This is a genomic window from Mesorhizobium sp. ES1-1 (assembly GCF_020164785.1).
In the GTDB taxonomy this organism is placed as follows: Bacteria; Pseudomonadota; Alphaproteobacteria; order Rhizobiales; family Rhizobiaceae; genus Mesorhizobium.
The window spans coordinates 95,392-110,464 of the sequence record NZ_JAIUGX010000012.1 but is presented as its reverse complement, the minus strand read 5'-3'; the positions used below and the strand labels follow the sequence as shown (position 1 = coordinate 110,464).

Annotated in this window: 14 protein-coding genes, 1 other RNA gene and 1 pseudogene; 14 read left to right on the top strand and 2 right to left on the bottom strand. The window is 63.6% G+C overall.

Features of this window, described 5'->3' with window-relative positions:
• Nucleotides 1–13: 13 nt before the first annotated feature.
• Nucleotides 14–958, bottom strand: a complete 945-nt coding sequence (gene nudC / locus LB513_RS20360) for an NAD(+) diphosphatase (protein WP_224665308.1) — start codon at nt 956–958, stop codon at nt 14–16.
• A gap of 50 nt (nt 959–1,008) precedes the next feature.
• Nucleotides 1,009–1,428 (bottom strand): HIT domain-containing protein, encoded by a 420-nt coding sequence (locus LB513_RS20355; protein ID WP_224665307.1) that lies wholly within the window; start codon nt 1,426–1,428, stop codon nt 1,009–1,011.
• Between the two features lie 133 nt (nt 1,429–1,561).
• Here LB513_RS20355 and ffs point away from each other — a divergent pair.
• The 14 genes and pseudogenes from ffs to LB513_RS20285 all read left to right on the top strand — a co-directional run bounded on the left by ffs (nt 1,562) and on the right by LB513_RS20285 (nt 15,068).
• An RNA gene (ffs, locus tag LB513_RS20350) (signal recognition particle sRNA small type) lies at nt 1,562–1,658 on the top strand.
• 105 nt (nt 1,659–1,763) lie between these two features.
• Nucleotides 1,764–3,614, top strand: a complete 1,851-nt coding sequence (locus tag LB513_RS20345) for a DNA polymerase III subunit gamma/tau (RefSeq protein WP_224665306.1) — start codon at nt 1,764–1,766, stop codon at nt 3,612–3,614.
• 18 nt (nt 3,615–3,632) lie between these two features.
• Complete coding sequence (locus LB513_RS20340; protein ID WP_224665305.1) at nt 3,633–3,956, top strand: YbaB/EbfC family nucleoid-associated protein; 324 nt, start codon at nt 3,633–3,635, stop codon at nt 3,954–3,956.
• 71 nt (nt 3,957–4,027) lie between these two features.
• Complete coding sequence (locus LB513_RS20335; protein ID WP_224665304.1) at nt 4,028–4,435, top strand: hypothetical protein; 408 nt, start codon at nt 4,028–4,030, stop codon at nt 4,433–4,435.
• Nucleotides 4,436–4,565: 130 nt separating this feature from the next.
• Nucleotides 4,566–5,498: a cell wall hydrolase gene (locus LB513_RS20330; protein ID WP_224665303.1), complete on the top strand. Its 933-nt coding sequence runs from the start codon at nt 4,566–4,568 to the stop codon at nt 5,496–5,498.
• 92 nt (nt 5,499–5,590) lie between these two features.
• A complete protein-coding gene (recR, locus tag LB513_RS20325) occupies nt 5,591–6,196 on the top strand; it encodes a recombination mediator RecR (protein WP_224665302.1) in 606 nt (201 codons plus the stop codon).
• Between the two features lie 194 nt (nt 6,197–6,390).
• On the top strand, nt 6,391–7,653 hold the full coding sequence (locus LB513_RS20320; RefSeq protein WP_224665301.1) for a lytic murein transglycosylase: 1,263 nt from the start codon (nt 6,391–6,393) through the stop codon (nt 7,651–7,653).
• Nucleotides 7,654–7,909: 256 nt separating this feature from the next.
• On the top strand, nt 7,910–9,553 hold the full coding sequence (locus LB513_RS20315) for an ABC transporter substrate-binding protein (RefSeq protein WP_224665300.1): 1,644 nt from the start codon (nt 7,910–7,912) through the stop codon (nt 9,551–9,553).
• Between the two features lie 18 nt (nt 9,554–9,571).
• Entirely contained in the window at nt 9,572–10,633 is a 1,062-nt protein-coding gene (locus LB513_RS20310; protein ID WP_224665299.1) for an ABC transporter permease, read from the top strand.
• A complete protein-coding gene (gene nikC, locus LB513_RS20305; protein WP_224665298.1) occupies nt 10,630–11,550 on the top strand; it encodes a nickel transporter permease in 921 nt (306 codons plus the stop codon). The genes LB513_RS20310 and nikC overlap by 4 nt, the downstream gene beginning before the upstream one ends.
• Nucleotides 11,550–12,386: pseudogene (locus tag LB513_RS20300) on the top strand (ABC transporter ATP-binding protein); the annotation flags it as partial. The gene nikC and the pseudogene LB513_RS20300, both read left to right, overlap by 1 nt.
• Nucleotides 12,383–13,132, top strand: coding sequence for an ABC transporter ATP-binding protein (locus LB513_RS20295; RefSeq protein ID WP_224665296.1), 750 nt, complete (start codon nt 12,383–12,385; stop codon nt 13,130–13,132). The pseudogene LB513_RS20300 and the gene LB513_RS20295, both read left to right, overlap by 4 nt.
• A gap of 41 nt (nt 13,133–13,173) precedes the next feature.
• Nucleotides 13,174–13,524, top strand: coding sequence for a hypothetical protein (locus tag LB513_RS20290; protein ID WP_224665295.1), 351 nt, complete (start codon nt 13,174–13,176; stop codon nt 13,522–13,524).
• A gap of 266 nt (nt 13,525–13,790) precedes the next feature.
• Nucleotides 13,791–15,068 (top strand): 4-aminobutyrate--2-oxoglutarate transaminase, encoded by a 1,278-nt coding sequence (locus LB513_RS20285; RefSeq protein ID WP_224665294.1) that lies wholly within the window; start codon nt 13,791–13,793, stop codon nt 15,066–15,068.
• Nucleotides 15,069–15,073: the final 5 nt, after the last annotated feature.

Genomic DNA, 15,073 nt, shown 5'->3' with positions numbered 1-15,073 from the left:
ACGGTCGCCTTGATCATTCGCTGTCGACCCAGGCACGAATAAGGTGATGCGCGATCGCGCCTTTCGGCGGCGTGACCAGATTGTCTGGATGCTGCCTGTCCAGCATCAACTTGACCTCGTCGCGATGGAACCAGCGGCAATCCTCCAACTCATTGAGGTCGGCCTGGATATCCTCGTTGAGCGGTTCGCCGAAGCAGCCGATCATCAGCGAATAGGGAAACGGCCAGGGCTGGCTGGCGTGATAAACGACACGGCCCAACCTGATGCCGGCTTCCTCCAGCGTCTCGCGGCGCACCGCCGACTCGATCGTCTCGCCGGGCTCGATGAAGCCGGCCAGCGCCGAATACATGCCGGGCGCAAAATGTCGTCCGCGACCTAGCAGGCATTTCTCCCGTGTCGCCGTCAGCATGATGGCCACGGGGTCGGTGCGGGGAAAATGCTCGGTGCCGCAATTGGGGCAATGACGCTTGTAGCCGCCGGCCCGCATCTGCGATTGGGTGCCGCATTTGCTGCAGAAGCGATGGCTCGCATGCCAGGCGAGCAGAGCAGCGCCCTGCGCCATCGCGCCGGCGGCCGCCTCGTCGATCAGCCCTTGCATGTAGACGGAGCGGTAGTCGATCGCCTTGACGGTCTCCGGCAACTGCTCCGCCTCGATCCCGACCGGCACCGCCAGCACCGGTCCCTGGTTGGAAAAGCCAAGCAGGACGCCCTCGGCGAGCGAGGGAACGACCGGCTCGCTCTCGGCTAAGCCGAACCATGGATCGAGCCCGCCACCATCGTCGAGCTTCAGATGGAGGCGGCCTGCATTCATCAACAACAGCCGCGCTGCGGGATCGGCGAGTGCCTTGTCGACCGAATCGTCGGCACGGTTCTCAGATTGCCGATCGATCGTGTTGCCGGCAAAGCCGACAAACTGGCTCGGTTCGCGCAACGGCGCGTCAAACAGGCGAAAGCTCATGGGAACTCTGAAATTGGGACGGACACTTTGGGATGGTTACAGGGTCACGCTTATAGCGCCGCCCTTATGGTTTCCGCAAACCGGCGAAGATCGGAACCTTGATAGGGTTCTCGCAGGCCATGCCCCCAGACCGGGCCAGGCCAGCCGGCATCGCCTTCCGACCGCGCGACGACGTGGATGTGCAACTGCCGTACGATGTTGCCGAGCGCCCCGGAATTGATCTTGGTGCAACCGGTCGCCTTCTTCAGCGCCTGTGCGACCATGTTGGTCTCGAAGGTCAGCATCGCCTGGTCGAGCGGCGTCATGTCGTGAATTTCCTCCGCGCCCGGCCGCTGCGGCACCAGCAGCAGCCACGGCCAGCGGCGGTCGTTCATCACCCGCAATTCGCAGAGCCCAAGCCACATCAACTGCTCGCTGTCGGCTTCCAGCCGGGCATCCAGCGTGAATCCGGCCTTCAGGCCCGGCATCATCGGCGTTTCCTCGGTGTTTCTTGGTTTCCTCGAACCGACGACGCTAGAGCGGAGGCGATAGGGCTGCAAGTGAATCATTGCACGCGATGCTGCGCACTTGCATTTCATCGCGCAATTGCCGATATGGAAAGCGGGAGGTTGGTGGTGGACGATCCACTCGCCAACCGGGTCAGGTCCGGAAGGAAGCAGCCCTAACGAGCCCGGAACGGGTCATTGTTCCAGCCTCCCACCTCAACGGCCCCTCTCGCGACATTGACGACGCATTGCAGCGCGGGCGAGACTATGCGCAGGAATCGAAGGCCTTCGGGCACTGCCTTTTGGAGCTTTACGGGCGAATGAGCGAAGCCGGAAATTCGGGGGCCGCGGCCCCGGAGACAGGCAAAGCCGCTGCCTATCGTGTCCTGGCGCGCAAATACCGGCCCTCGAATTTCTCTGAACTGGTCGGCCAGGAGCCGATGGTGCGAACGCTCACCAACGCCTTCGCCACCGGCCGCATCGCCCAGGCCTGGATGCTGACCGGAGTGCGTGGTGTCGGCAAGACCACGACCGCTCGCATATTGGCGCGCGCGCTGAACTACAAGACCGCCGATATGGACCAGCCTTCGGTCGACCTTGCCCTGCTCGGCGAGCATTGCCAGGCGATCATGGAAGGCCGCCATGTCGATGTCATCGAGATGGATGCCGCCTCCCACACCGGCATCGACGACATCAGGGACATCATCGAGCGTGTGCGGTACGCGCCGGTATCGGCCCGTTACAAAGTCTACATCATCGACGAAGTGCACATGCTCTCCACGCAGGCCTTCAATGGCCTCTTGAAGACGCTGGAAGAGCCGCCGCCGCACGTCAAGTTCATCTTCGCCACCACCGAGATCCGCAAGGTCCCGATCACCGTCCTGTCGCGCTGCCAGCGGTTCGACCTGAGGCGCATCGATGCCGGCGCGCTGGTGGCGCATCTCTCCGCCATCGCGGCCAAGGAAGGCATCTCCGTCGACGACGAAGCCTTGGCGATGATCGCGCGCGCCGCCGAAGGCTCGGCTCGCGATTCGCTTTCAATCCTCGACCAGGCGATCGCGCACGGCGCCGGCGCCGTCGGCGCCGATGCGGTGCGAGCGATGCTGGGGCTCGCCGACCGCGCCCGCATCGTCGACCTGTTCGATCATGTCATGAAGGGCGATGTTGCCGCCGCACTAGCCGAATTCCGCACGCAATACGATACCGGCGCCGACCCGGCGGCGGTGTTGACCGACCTTGCCGAGTTCAACCACCTCGTCACCCGGCTGCGTTTCGTGCCGACGGCTGTAGAAGATGCCTCGCTGTCGCAGGATGAGCGGGACCGCGGCGCCGATTTCGCCAGGACGCTGTCGGTCAAGGTGCTGTCGCGAACCTGGCAGATGCTGCTCAAGGGCATTCCCGAGGTCCAGTCCTCCAACCGGCCGGTCAGCGCTGCCGAAATGGTGCTGATCCGGCTGGCGCACGCCGCCGACCTGCCGACGCTTGACGAAGCCTTGCGATCGCTGGATGGCGCTGGAGCTGCGCAGAACGCCGCGCCGCGCCCGAATGGGACTCCGGCGGGTTCGGGCAACGGTAATGGCGGCGGCACGAGCGCGGTCGCGCAGACCCGCATGCCGGGCGGTTCGGGCGGGGCGCAGACCATGCGGCTGGTAGAGGCGTCGCCAATGGCTGAGGCCCCGCCAGCGCCTGCCGCCTATGTCGCTCCGCCGGAACCGGTCGTGGAGGCGCCATCGCCGCCGGTGAAATCGCTTGCCGACATCGTTACGCTCGCCGACGCCCAGCGTGACATGGCCTTCAAGGTGCTCGTCAAGCGCTGCATCCGCCTTGTGCGCATCGAGCCCGGCCGCATCGACGTCAGCCTGACCGACGATGCGCCCAAAATGCTGCTCAACGACCTGACGACCAAGCTGCGTGCCTGGACTGGGCGAAGCTGGCTGGTCTCGTTGTCGAAGGAGCAGGGTGGCCCGACGCTGGCCGAGTTGGAAACCACCAAGCGCGAGAGCGCGTTCCTCGATGCCAAGAGTGATCCGACCGTGGCCGCCATCCTGTCGCGTTTTCCCGGCGCCAAGATCATCGACGTGCGCATTCCCGACGCGCCGGAGGCCGACGCGGGCGAGGCCGAGGTGCCGGTCGAACCGCCGGCGGACGACGACGAAACTGACCAGCCATAATCCGCAAAGGACCCGACCATGAAAGATCTTCTCGGCCTGATGGGCAAAGCGAAGGAAATGCAGGCCAAGTTTCAGGCTATGCAGGATGAAATTGCGACGCTGGAGGCCTCCGGCCAAGCCGGCGGCGGCCTGGTCAATGTGGTGCTGACCGGAAAATTCGAGATGAAGTCATTGAAGATCGACCCGTCCCTTTTCAAGGAGGACGATGTCGAGATTCTCGAGGATCTGGTTCTCGCCGCCCACAACGACGCCAAGGCCAAGGTCGAGCAGATCATGCAGGAAAAGACCAAGAATTTGACCGCCGGGCTGCCGATCCCGCCGGGAATGAAACTGCCATTTTGATCCAGGTCATTCCGACATGCGTGTCTTCTCGCCAAAACACGCTCGAACGCTGAATAGGGCGGCGGTATGCGATGACCGAGGAGCCTTCCGAAAGACTGATCGAGCAGCGCCTACGCAACAGGATCTTCGAGATCCTCGAAATCCTGGCGGATTGCGACGCCGGGGCTGACCTCGTCGGCATCCGGGGGTACTTCGGCCTGTTCGAGGATTTCGTCCACCGCCCCTCGATCGAGTCCGGAAAGTCGGTTCTGTCGAAGGACGAGCGCGTGATCGTCCTGGAGATGGGGGATTTGCTGGAGGCGGCCGGCGAGTCGAGCGCGGACTTCACCAGGGTGGAGTTCATCGAAAACGGCTGGCCGGCGCTGATCGGCCCCAAGGCGAGGGAGGCGAGGGCGATGTTTCTTCGGCGCGGCCTGTTTTCCGAGACGTTCGAGCAGGCGGAGCCCGGACATCTGGCGGAAAATCCGCAGGAGCCATGACCGAAGTTTTGCCACGCAACTGTACCAGTTTGGCAACAGAGCCTCAATAATAACGCTTTGGCCATCATTTCGCCTGAAAGTGTCTCATTCTTGCCGCAGCCTGGGGGCGGGCCGAAATGAGGGTAACCTGTTGATCGTCACGCGATGGAAGATGCCGCTGTTGCTCGGCATCGTCACTTCCCCCCTGTTCCTAGCCGGCTGCAGCCAGACGACTTCCCACGGCATGTCAGTCGCCAGCCTCACAGATGCCATCACGCCGAGTTTCATGAGTTCGCGCCCGTTTGGCCATACCCCCAAGGACAAGGAGTGCCTGGAGCGGGCGATGTTCTTCGAGTCCAACCGCTCGAGCCGTGACGGGATGATCGCCGTCGGCACGGTGGTGATGAACCGGCTGCGCTCCGGCAAACACGGCAACACCATCTGCGACGTTGTCGGCGAACCTGGGCAGTTCGCGCCGGGTGTCATGACCAGGCCGATGAACTCGCGCGCCATGCCAGATGTGGAGGAAGCCGCTGCCGCCGTTCTTCGCGGCGAGCGCAAGGCCAAGCTAAAGAACACAATGTACTTCCACACCGCCGGTCTGCGCTTCCCCTACAAGAACATGCATTACACCATGGTCGCCGGTGGCAACGCCTTCTACGAAAAGCGCGGCCGCAACTGGCAGCCGCTGCCCGATGAGAACCAGGTCGCCGTAGCCATGGCGCCGCCCGCTCCCATGCCCGCCGCGCCCGTGACGCTTGTCGCTTCCGCCGAGCCGGCGTTGCCGGCGAGGACGGCCACCGCGCGCTCCGCTCCGTCCGAGCAGGCCTTTATGACCGCCTCGGTTGCGCCGGCCGCGAAATCCGCCCGTGTTCCGGCCAGGCAGACAATCGTTGCGATGCAGGAGCCGATGGAAGAGCCGGATGCCGCTCGTTTCGGCGGTGGCTCGAACAAGAGAGTGATGATCAGTTCGATCCAGGAAGCGCCCCAGGAGGCGGCGATGGGATTCCAGTCGACGCCTGAAAACACCGACGATATCGGCGCGATGATTGTGAGCCAGGGCCGGCCGCTCGAAGCCAACTGACCTCATGCGCGCGCTGGTTCGCCAAAGACCGGTGGCGCAACATTCCGGCGCGGGATGTTTCAAAGCACTTTGAAAAATCCTAGATCAGGGCGATGTCGAAGCGAATCGCCGGTCCCGAGATCGAACGCCTGATCCAGCTCCTGGCCAAGGTGCCGGGGCTTGGTCCACGCTCGGCCAGACGCGCCGCCCTGCACCTGATCAAGAAGAAGGAGCAACTGCTTTCGCCATTGGCAGGCGCCATGGCCGAGGCGGCCGACAAGGTGCGCATCTGCTCGACCTGCGGCAATGTCGATACATCGGACCCTTGCATGATCTGCACCGATCCGCGCCGCGATGCCGGCACCATCATCGTCGTGGAGGACGTATCCGATTTGTGGGCGCTGGAGCGGGCGGCCGCGATGAATGTCCGCTACCACGTGCTTGGCGGGACACTCTCGCCGCTGGACGGCATCGGCCCCGAGCAGCTCAACATCCGTTCGCTCGTCGACCGCGTCGCCGGCGGCGAGGTCACGGAGGTTATCCTCGCCGTCAACGCGACTGTCGAAGGCCAGACTACCGCGCACTATCTCACCGACCAACTGAGCGGTTTCGATATCAAGGTGACGCGGCTGGCGCATGGCGTCCCCGTCGGCGGCGAGCTCGACTATCTGGACGAAGGTACGCTGTCCGCTGCCTTGCGCTCGCGGACGGCGTTTTGACAAGATTGGCGGGGAAGGTGCGGATTATGATTGTTGCGCGCCCTTTGAGGTCGGTGCCAAACACCCCCCTCTGGCCTGCCGGCCATCTCCCCCGCAAGGGGGGAGATTGGCTGCAATCTCTGCTTTCGCTAATTGCCGACGTTGCAGGATGCACGGCAAGCCCAAAGCTGCTGATCTCCCCCCATGCGGGGGAGATGGCCGGCAGGACAGAGGGGGGTGCCTTGCACAAGCCTCTCGGACTGGTTCTGTTTATCTTGCTGGCAGTCCTTCTCGCCACTCCCGCTTCAGCCGCGAAAATCGACGACCAGTTCCGTGCCTGGTTGCAGAACGACCTCTGGCCCGAAGCCAAGACCAAGGGCGTTTCCAAAAAAACCTTCGATGCCGCTTTCGACGGCATCAAGCCCAATCTCAAGCTGCCCGACCTGGTGAAGCCCGGTGAGAAGGCGACGACTCCGAAAAAGCAGCATCAGGCTGAGTTCGGCTCGCCAGGCGCCTATTTCGCGGAGAAGACGATCAGCGCGGTCTCATCGGGCGGACGCGCGCGCGAAGCCGCCAATGCCAGGACGCTGGCGGCCGTTGAAAAGCGTTATGGCGTGCCGGGCGAGATCCTCCTGGCCATCTGGGGCCGCGAGACCGGCTTCGGTGCGGCCAGGATGCCTTATGACGCCTTCGAGGTTCTTGGCACCAAGGCGTTCATGTCGACCAAGAAGGACTTCTTCCGCACCGAACTGCTGGCGGCGCTAGAGATCGTCGAACGGGGACTGGCTCCGGTCGGCGCGATGAAATCGTCCTGGGCCGGCGCGCTCGGCCAGCCGCAATTCATGCCGACCTCGTTCCTGAAGCATGCGGTGGATTTCGACGGCGACGGTCGTGTCGACATCTGGAACTCGACGCCGGACGTGCTGGCCTCGATCGCCAACTATCTCGTCCACTATGGCTGGGTGAAGGGCCGCGGCTGGGGCTTCGAGGTCACCGTACCGGACACGGTCTCCTGTTCGCTCGAAGGTCCCGACCGCGGCAAGAGGATTTCTCAGTGGGCAGCCTTGGGCATCAAGCGCGTCGGCGGAAAGCCGTTTCCCGCCAGCGAGCTGAAGGCCGAAGGTTTCCTGCTGATGCCGGCCGGCCGAAGCGGCCCGGCATTCATCGCGACCCCCAATTTCTACGTGCTGAAGGAATACAACACCAGCGACCTCTACGCGCTGTTCATCGGTCATGGCGCCGACCGCATCGCTCACGGCGACACCAATTTTGCCGGCGAATGGGGTGCCGTCGGCGGGCTCTACCGCTCCGACATCGCGGCCCTCCAGCGCGCATTGGAGGCCAAGGGATATGACGTGGGTAGTGCCGACGGACTGCCCGGTTTCAAGACCCGTCGCTCGATCGGCGAATGGCAAGAAAAAAACGGACGCCCCGCCACCTGCTTCCCGGATGCTGCCTTGGTCGCTGCACTCAAATAGCCCCGAACTAGCAGATTTTTTCCGATCGGCTGGCTCAATTGACCGGCGCATGCGTCGACGCGACCCCGTACACTCTGCTCCAATACGGTGTCGCGCGAATGCTCCGTACCAGTTTGGGAGCCGCCGGATTGGTGTTGACCAACTGGACAAAAACCGCGACGGTAAGGGGTCGCAGGGCTGTATTGCTGGGTTCTGCAATCAATTCCGAACCTTGAGCCGGGAACTCAGGTCAACAACAAAACAGGGAACGATCACCATGATGATGGAAAAGCTTGCTCTACGCTCTCGTATCCTGCTCGCCGGTGCGGCCATGTCGGCGCTCCTGCTGGCCGGCGCGCCGGCCGGTGCCGTTACGCCCGCCGACACGCTGGTCGAAGGCTTCGCGATCGACGACATCATCTCCATGGATCCGGGCGAGGCGTTCGAACTGTCGACGGCCGAGGTCACCGGCAACACCTACGACCTGCTTGTCCGCCTCGACCTCGCCGACACGTCCAAGGTCAAGGGCGACCTCGCCGAAAGCTGGACCGTATCCGACGACGGCCTGACCTACACCTTCAAGCTCAGGCCTGGTCTGAAATTCGCCTCGGGCAACCCGATCACCGCGGCTGACGTCGCCTACTCGTTCGAGCGCGTCATCAAGCTCGACAAGAGCCCAGCCTTCATCATCGGCCAGTTCGGCATCAGCGGCGACAACGTCACCGAGAAAGCCAAGGCCATCGATGACGCGACCTTCCAGTTCACTGTCGACAAGGCCTATGCGCCGAGCTTCGTCCTGAACTGCCTTTCGGCCACCGTCGCTTCGGTTGTCGACAGCAAGGTGGTGAAGGAACATGTCGTCACCGCGGCACCCACCGCCGACTACAAATACGACAACGATTTCGGCAATGCCTGGTTGAAGACCGGCTACGCGGGCTCCGGCGTCTACAAGCTGCGCGAATGGCGTGCCAACGAGGCTGTTGTGCTTGAGCGCAACGACAATTACTACGGCGAGAAGGCCAAGCTTGCCCGCGTCATCTATCGCAACATGAAGGAAAGCTCGGGTCAGCGCCTGGCGCTCGAGGCCGGTGACATCGACGTCGCCCGCAATCTTGAGCCGAACGACCTGGACGCCATCGCAAAGAACGCCGACCTGACCACCACCAGCGCGCCCAAGGGCACGGTCTACTACATCAGCCTCAACCAGAAGAACCCGAACCTCGCCAAGCCCGAAGTGCGGCAGGCCTTCAAATATCTGGTCGACTATGACGCGCTGAGCACGACCATCCTCAAGGGCATCGGCGAGATCCACCAGACCTTCCTGCCCAAGGGCGTTCTGGGTGAACTTGACGAAAACCCATTCAAGCTCGATGTGGCCAAGGCCAAGGAACTGCTGTCCAAGGCCGGTCTCGCCGATGGTTTCAGCGTCACCATGGACGTCCGCAACGGCCAGCCGACGACAGGGATGGCCGAATCGATCCAGCAGACGCTCGGCCAGGCCGGCATCAAGCTCGAGATCATCCCCGGCGATGGCAAGCAGACGCTGACCAAATACCGCGCCCGAAACCACGACATCTATATCGGCCAGTGGGGCCAGGATTATTTCGATCCGAACTCCAATGCGCAGACCTTTGCCTCGAACCCGGACAATTCTGATGCGGGCAAGACCAAGACGCTTGCCTGGCGCAACGCCTGGGACATTCCGGACCTGACCAAGCAGACGGAAGCGGCTCTGTTGGAGAAGGATGCCGGCAAGCGCGCCGCCATGTATCAGGATCTCGAAAAGAAGATCCTGGACACCAGCCCCTTCGTCGTCATCCATCAGCAGCTTGAAGTGGCCGGCCTGCGCAAGAACCTCAAGGGCTTCGCACTCGGCCCGAGCTTCGACAGCAACTTCGTCGGCCCGGTCTCGAAAGAGTAGCGCCCGCGGACGCGCCGCATGAGCGCGGTTGAAAACGGGGCCGGGCGCGGCAGCGCCCGTGCCGCCGCCTTTGCATCATCGCTCGGCCGCTTCCTGGTCATCGCGATCACGACCTATCTCGGTCTGCTCGCGGTGACCTTCTTCATCGGCCGGGTCATTCCTATCGACCCGGTTTTGGCGGTTCTGGGCGACCGGGCGCCGGCCAATGTCGTCGAGCGCACGCGCCGCGAAATGGGTCTCGACCTGCCTCTGATCCAGCAATTCTACATCTATGTGACAAGCGCCTTGCACGGCGATTTCGGCACCTCGGTGCTGACCACCAATCCGGTGATGACCGATATCAGGCGCGCCCTTCCGGCGACGACCGAGCTGGCGACGCTAGGCACGCTGATCGGCGCGCTGTTCGGTGTGCCCTTGGGCGTGCTTGCGGCGGTCAAACGCGGCAGCGTCATCGACCAGATCGTACGCGTCATCGGGCTGGTCGGCTATTCCGTGCCGATCTTCTGGCTCGGGCTGCTGGCGCTGGTGCTGTTCTACGCCAAGCTGCAATGGGTTGCCTTCCCGGCGCGGCTCGACGTCGTCTACGAATACACCTTCACGCCGATCACCGGCTTCTACCTCCTCGATTCCGCGATGCAGGGGCAGTGGGACGTCTTCCATGACGCCTTCCGCCACATCATCCTGCCGGCCGCGCTGCTCGGCTATTTCTCGCTCGCCTACATCAGCCGCATGACCCGCTCGTTCATGCTCAACGAACTCACCCAGGAATACATTGTCGCCGCGCGTGCCAAAGGGCTCTCCGAAACCCGCATCATCTGGGGCCATGCGCTGCGCAACGCGGCGGTTCCGATGGTCACGGTGATCGCCCTGTCCTATGCCGGCCTGCTCGAAGGCTCGGTTCTGACCGAGACCGTGTTCTCCTGGCCGGGCATCGGCCTCTACATCACCAACTCCCTTCAGAACGCCGACATGAATGCGGTGCTCGGCGGCACGATCGTCATCGGCTCGGTCTTCATCGGCATCAATCTCCTGTCCGACCTGCTCTACCGCGTGCTCGACCCGAGGACGAAGGTTCGATGAGCGCGGACACGATCGAGAGCCGTCGCGCCTGGCTGCTCAGCGAACGGCCGGCATCGCGCATGCAGGCCCGGCTTGGGCGCGCCTATGTGGCGTGGCGCCGCTTTTCCGCCAACCGGCTAGCGTTTCTCGGGCTGCTCATCATCATCTCCCTGCTGGTCATCGCCGCCCTTGCCGGCGTGCTGGCGCCCTATTCGCCGACCTTCGGCGACCTCAAGGGTTCGCGCCTGCTGGCGCCATGCGCCGAGCATTGGTTCGGCACCGACGATCTCGGCCGCGATATCCTCTCGCGCATCCTCTATGGCTCGCGCTGGACGCTCTATGTGGTCATCCTTGTGGCGGTGATCGCGGCACCCGTCGGCCTGTTGGTCGGCACCGTCGCCGGTTATGCCGGCGGCTGGATCGATGCCGTGCTGATGCGCGTCACCGACATATTCCTTGCCTTTCCCAAGCTGATCCTGGCGCTGGCATTTGTAGCAGCACTTGGCCCGGGCATCGAGAATGCGGTGCTGGCCATCGCCATCACATCCTGGCCGCCCTATGCCCGCATTGCCCGCGCGGAAACGCTGACCGTGCGCAATTCCGATTACATCAAGGCGGTACAATTGATGGGAGCATCGCCCTTCCGCATTGTGCTGCGCCACATCATGCCGCTTTGCATCTCCTCGCTGATCGTGCGCGTGACGCTCGACATGGCCGGCATCATCCTGACCGCCGCCGGTCTCGGCTTCCTCGGCCTCGGCGCGCAACCGCCGCTGCCCGAATGGGGCACGATGATCGCGTCGGGCCGACGCTTCGTGCTCGACCAGTGGTGGGTGGCCGGCGCGCCGGGCTTTGCCATCCTGATCGTCAGCCTCGGCTTCAACCTGCTCGGCGACGGCCTGCGCGACGCGCTCGATCCCCGGAGCGGCGACCAATGAGCGGCAGGACACTGCTTGACGTCGATGATCTGCGCGTGACCTTTCCGACTCGCACCGGGCTGATCGAGGCAGTGCGCGGCGTTTCGTTCTCGCTGGGGCGCGAACGACTGGGGATTGTCGGCGAGTCTGGCTCGGGCAAATCGCAGACCGGCCGCGCCATCATGGGCCTGACACCGCCGCAGGCCAGGATATCGGCGAGCAAGCTCGCCTTCGACGGCGTCGATCTGCTCGCCGCCTCGCCGCGCGAGCGCCGGGCTTTGCGCGGCAAACGCATCGCCATGATCCTGCAGGATCCGAAATATTCGCTCGATCCAGTGATGAGCATCGGCCGCCAGATCGTCGAGACGCTTCGCACCCATGAGAAGGTCGGCAAGGCGGAGGCGCGCGACCGGGCTCTTGCCATGCTCGAAGCCGTGCAGATCCGTGATCCGGCCCGGGTCTTCGACCTACATCCGCATGAAGTGTCGGGCGGCATGGGCCAGCGCGCCATGATCGCCATGATGCTGATCGCCGGTCCTGAAATGATGATCGCCGACGAGCCGACCTCGGCGCTCGACGTCACCGTGCAGCTCGACGTGCTCGGCATCCTCGACAGGCTGGTCAGCGAGCGCGGCATGGGGCTGATCTTCATCTCGCATGATCTGCGGCTGGTTTCGTCCTTTTGCGACCGCGTCATCGTCATGTTTGCCGGCAAGGTGGTCGAGCAACTCAAGGCGTCTGAATTGAGCCAGGCGCAGCATCCCTATACGCGCGGCCTGCTCAACTGCATGCCCAGGATCGGCTTCGAACGGCATCCGCTGCCCGTGCTCGACCGCAAGGCGGAGTGGGCGGCATGACGGCCGCGATCACCGTCGACGGGCTCGAAGTGATCTTCGACCGTTTCCGCGCGCTGAAGGGCGTCAGCCTCGAAGTCAATTCGGGCGAGTCCTTCGGTCTTGTCGGCGAATCCGGTTCGGGCAAATCGACGCTGCTCAGGGCCATCGCCGGCCTGGCGCCGGTCGCTTCGGGCAGCATCACGGTCAATGGCAAGAAGCTCGGCGCGCGCCGCGACAAGGCGTTCTACCGCGAAGTGCAGATGGTCTTCCAGGATCCCTATGGGTCGCTTCACCCCCGCCAGACCGTCGACCGCCTGTTGCAGGAGCCGCTGGCCATCCATGGTTTCGCCGACGGCGAAAAGCGCATCCAGCGGGCGCTCGACGAGGTCGGGCTCGGCAATGGTTTCCGTTTCCGATATTCGCATCAGCTGTCGGGCGGCCAACGCCAGCGCGTGGCGATCGCGCGCGCTCTTATCCTCGAACCCTCGATCCTGCTGCTCGACGAGCCGACCTCGGCGCTGGATGCTTCGGTGCAGGCGGAAGTGCTCAACCTTTTGGAAGAGGTCCGCCGTCGGCGTAAGCTGACCTTCCTGATGGTCAGCCACGACCTCGCCATCATCACCCATATGTGCGAACGGCTGATGGTCATGCAGAGCGGCAAGGCAGTGGAGAGTCTCAGTGCGGCCCAGCTTGTCGGACACCGTGTCACCGAAGATTATACGCGCAACCTGTTGCGGGCGTCCGAGGGGTTTGTGAGAACCGGTTGACCCGTCTTCCTGTGCGAACCAATCGTCTTTAGGGAATTCCAATGGAGGAATGGACGTTTGCGGATCCGCCCAATGTCGCCGTGCTGTCGGACGAAGGCATTTTCAGAAGTGGCGATTGGATCGCTTATGTTGTGCATGAAGCCGACGACGATGACAGCTTCAACGATGAAGGCGGCAGCTGGCAATTCCACGGCAGCGACGCCCGCAACAAGGACGAACGTGAGATAATGGTCGTCGCCCTGCAAACGGTGGTTAGGCTTGACGAGAGCATCCGGCGTTGGTGGATTTGCCGAAAGGCTGGCACGCCTGGCGCAGCTCCGCCTCGTCCCCCGGCAGCGGGCCAAGTCGCTACCTGCCCCCTCCAACGACAACGAATGATCGACAGGGCTTAGACTCGACCTTGTAAAAGCTCGCACTCCCAAGGGCAGGCGGTGCGTCCTCGATCTTCGGCTCCTTGGTCCTCAACCATCATCCATAGGGAAGCGGCAAATCCGGGGCGTATGCTGGTCCCCAATGGATGATGTGGATGGTCGAGGCGGCAGCCCGTGCCGGGCTCAGGCCCAATCGCCTGCCGCTGGTGCCGGCTTGAGCAAAATGTGAAATAAGATCAGAAGGCGGTCACCGAATGAGAACGGGCGCGGGCCCGATGAGGGATATCATGAACAACGCAGCCATTTCCGAACGCAAGAACCAGTCGATCTCGCGCGGCGTCGGCATGACCACGCAGATCTATGCCGACCGGGCAGAGAACTCGGAGATCTGGGACGTCGAGGGCCGTCGCTATATCGATTTCTCGTCGGGCATCGCTGTCGTCAACACGGGCCATCGCCATCCCAGGGTGATCGAGGCGGTCAAGGCGCAGCTCGACCGCTTCACCCACACCTGCCACCAGGTGGTGCCCTATGAGAGCTATGTGCGGCTGGCCGAACGGCTGAACGCCATGCTGCCCGGCAATTTCGAGAAGAAGACGATCTTCGTCACCACCGGGGCCGAGGCGGTCGAGAACGCCGTCAAGATCGCCCGCAACGCCACCGGGCGGCCGGCGGTCATCGCTTTCGGCGGCGGCTTCCACGGCCGCACCTTCATGGGCATGGCGCTAACCGGCAAGGTCGTGCCCTACAAGGTCGGTTTCGGCGCCATGCCGAGTGACGTCTACCACGCGCCGTTCCCGGTGCCGCTGCACGGCGTGACGGTGGCCGATTCGTTGGCCGCGCTCGACCGGTTGTTCAAGGCCGATGTCGATCCCGCCCGCGTCGCCGCCATCATCATCGAGCCGGTTCAGGGCGAGGGCGGCTTCTACGACGCGCCGCGTGAGTTCCTGACCGCCTTGCGCAAGCTCTGCGACCAGCATGGCATGCTGCTGATCGCCGACGAGGTGCAGACAGGCTTTGCCCGAACCGGCAAGATGTTCGCGATGGACCATCATGAGGTGGCGGCCGACATCACCACCTTGGCCAAGAGCCTGGCTGGCGGCTTCCCGCTGGCTGCAGTCACCGGCCGCGCCGACCTCATGGACGCTCCAGGTCCGGGTGGCCTCGGCGGCACCTATGGCGGCAGCCCGATCGGCGTGGCGGCGGCCCACGCCGTGCTCGACGTGATCGAGGACGAGAAACTATGCGACCGGGCCAACACGCTGGGCGCCCGGCTGAAGCAGCGGCTGCAGTCGATCCGTGACGACGTGCCGGAGATCGTCGACATAAGGGGTCTCGGCTTCATGAACGCGGTCGAGTTCAACGACGTCAAGAAGGGCCTGCCGTCGGCCGAGATCGCCAACGCGATCCGGCTGAAGGCGTTGGACAAGGGGCTGATCCTGCTGACCTGCGGCGTCTACGGCAACGTTATTCGCTTCCTGGCGCCGATCACCATCCAGGACGAGGTCATGAACGAGGCGCTCGACATCCTGGAAAGCGCGATCCGCGAAGTCTGCGCCGCCTAGCCTTA

Coding starts and splice junctions, on each gene's coding strand:
- nudC (WP_224665308.1), bottom strand. CDS start 958: ATGAGCTTTCGCCTGTTTGACGCGCCGTTGCGCGAACCGAGCCAGTTT.
- LB513_RS20355 (WP_224665307.1), bottom strand. CDS start 1,428: ATGATGCCGGGCCTGAAGGCCGGATTCACGCTGGATGCCCGGCTGGAA.
- LB513_RS20345 (WP_224665306.1), top strand. CDS start 1,764: ATGAGCGAAGCCGGAAATTCGGGGGCCGCGGCCCCGGAGACAGGCAAA.
- LB513_RS20340 (WP_224665305.1), top strand. CDS start 3,633: ATGAAAGATCTTCTCGGCCTGATGGGCAAAGCGAAGGAAATGCAGGCC.
- LB513_RS20335 (WP_224665304.1), top strand. CDS start 4,028: ATGACCGAGGAGCCTTCCGAAAGACTGATCGAGCAGCGCCTACGCAAC.
- recR (WP_224665302.1), top strand. CDS start 5,591: ATGTCGAAGCGAATCGCCGGTCCCGAGATCGAACGCCTGATCCAGCTC.
- LB513_RS20320 (WP_224665301.1), top strand. CDS start 6,391: ATGGCCGGCAGGACAGAGGGGGGTGCCTTGCACAAGCCTCTCGGACTG.
- LB513_RS20315 (WP_224665300.1), top strand. CDS start 7,910: ATGATGATGGAAAAGCTTGCTCTACGCTCTCGTATCCTGCTCGCCGGT.
- LB513_RS20310 (WP_224665299.1), top strand. CDS start 9,572: ATGAGCGCGGTTGAAAACGGGGCCGGGCGCGGCAGCGCCCGTGCCGCC.
- nikC (WP_224665298.1), top strand. CDS start 10,630: ATGAGCGCGGACACGATCGAGAGCCGTCGCGCCTGGCTGCTCAGCGAA.
- LB513_RS20295 (WP_224665296.1), top strand. CDS start 12,383: ATGACGGCCGCGATCACCGTCGACGGGCTCGAAGTGATCTTCGACCGT.
- LB513_RS20290 (WP_224665295.1), top strand. CDS start 13,174: ATGGAGGAATGGACGTTTGCGGATCCGCCCAATGTCGCCGTGCTGTCG.
- LB513_RS20285 (WP_224665294.1), top strand. CDS start 13,791: ATGAACAACGCAGCCATTTCCGAACGCAAGAACCAGTCGATCTCGCGC.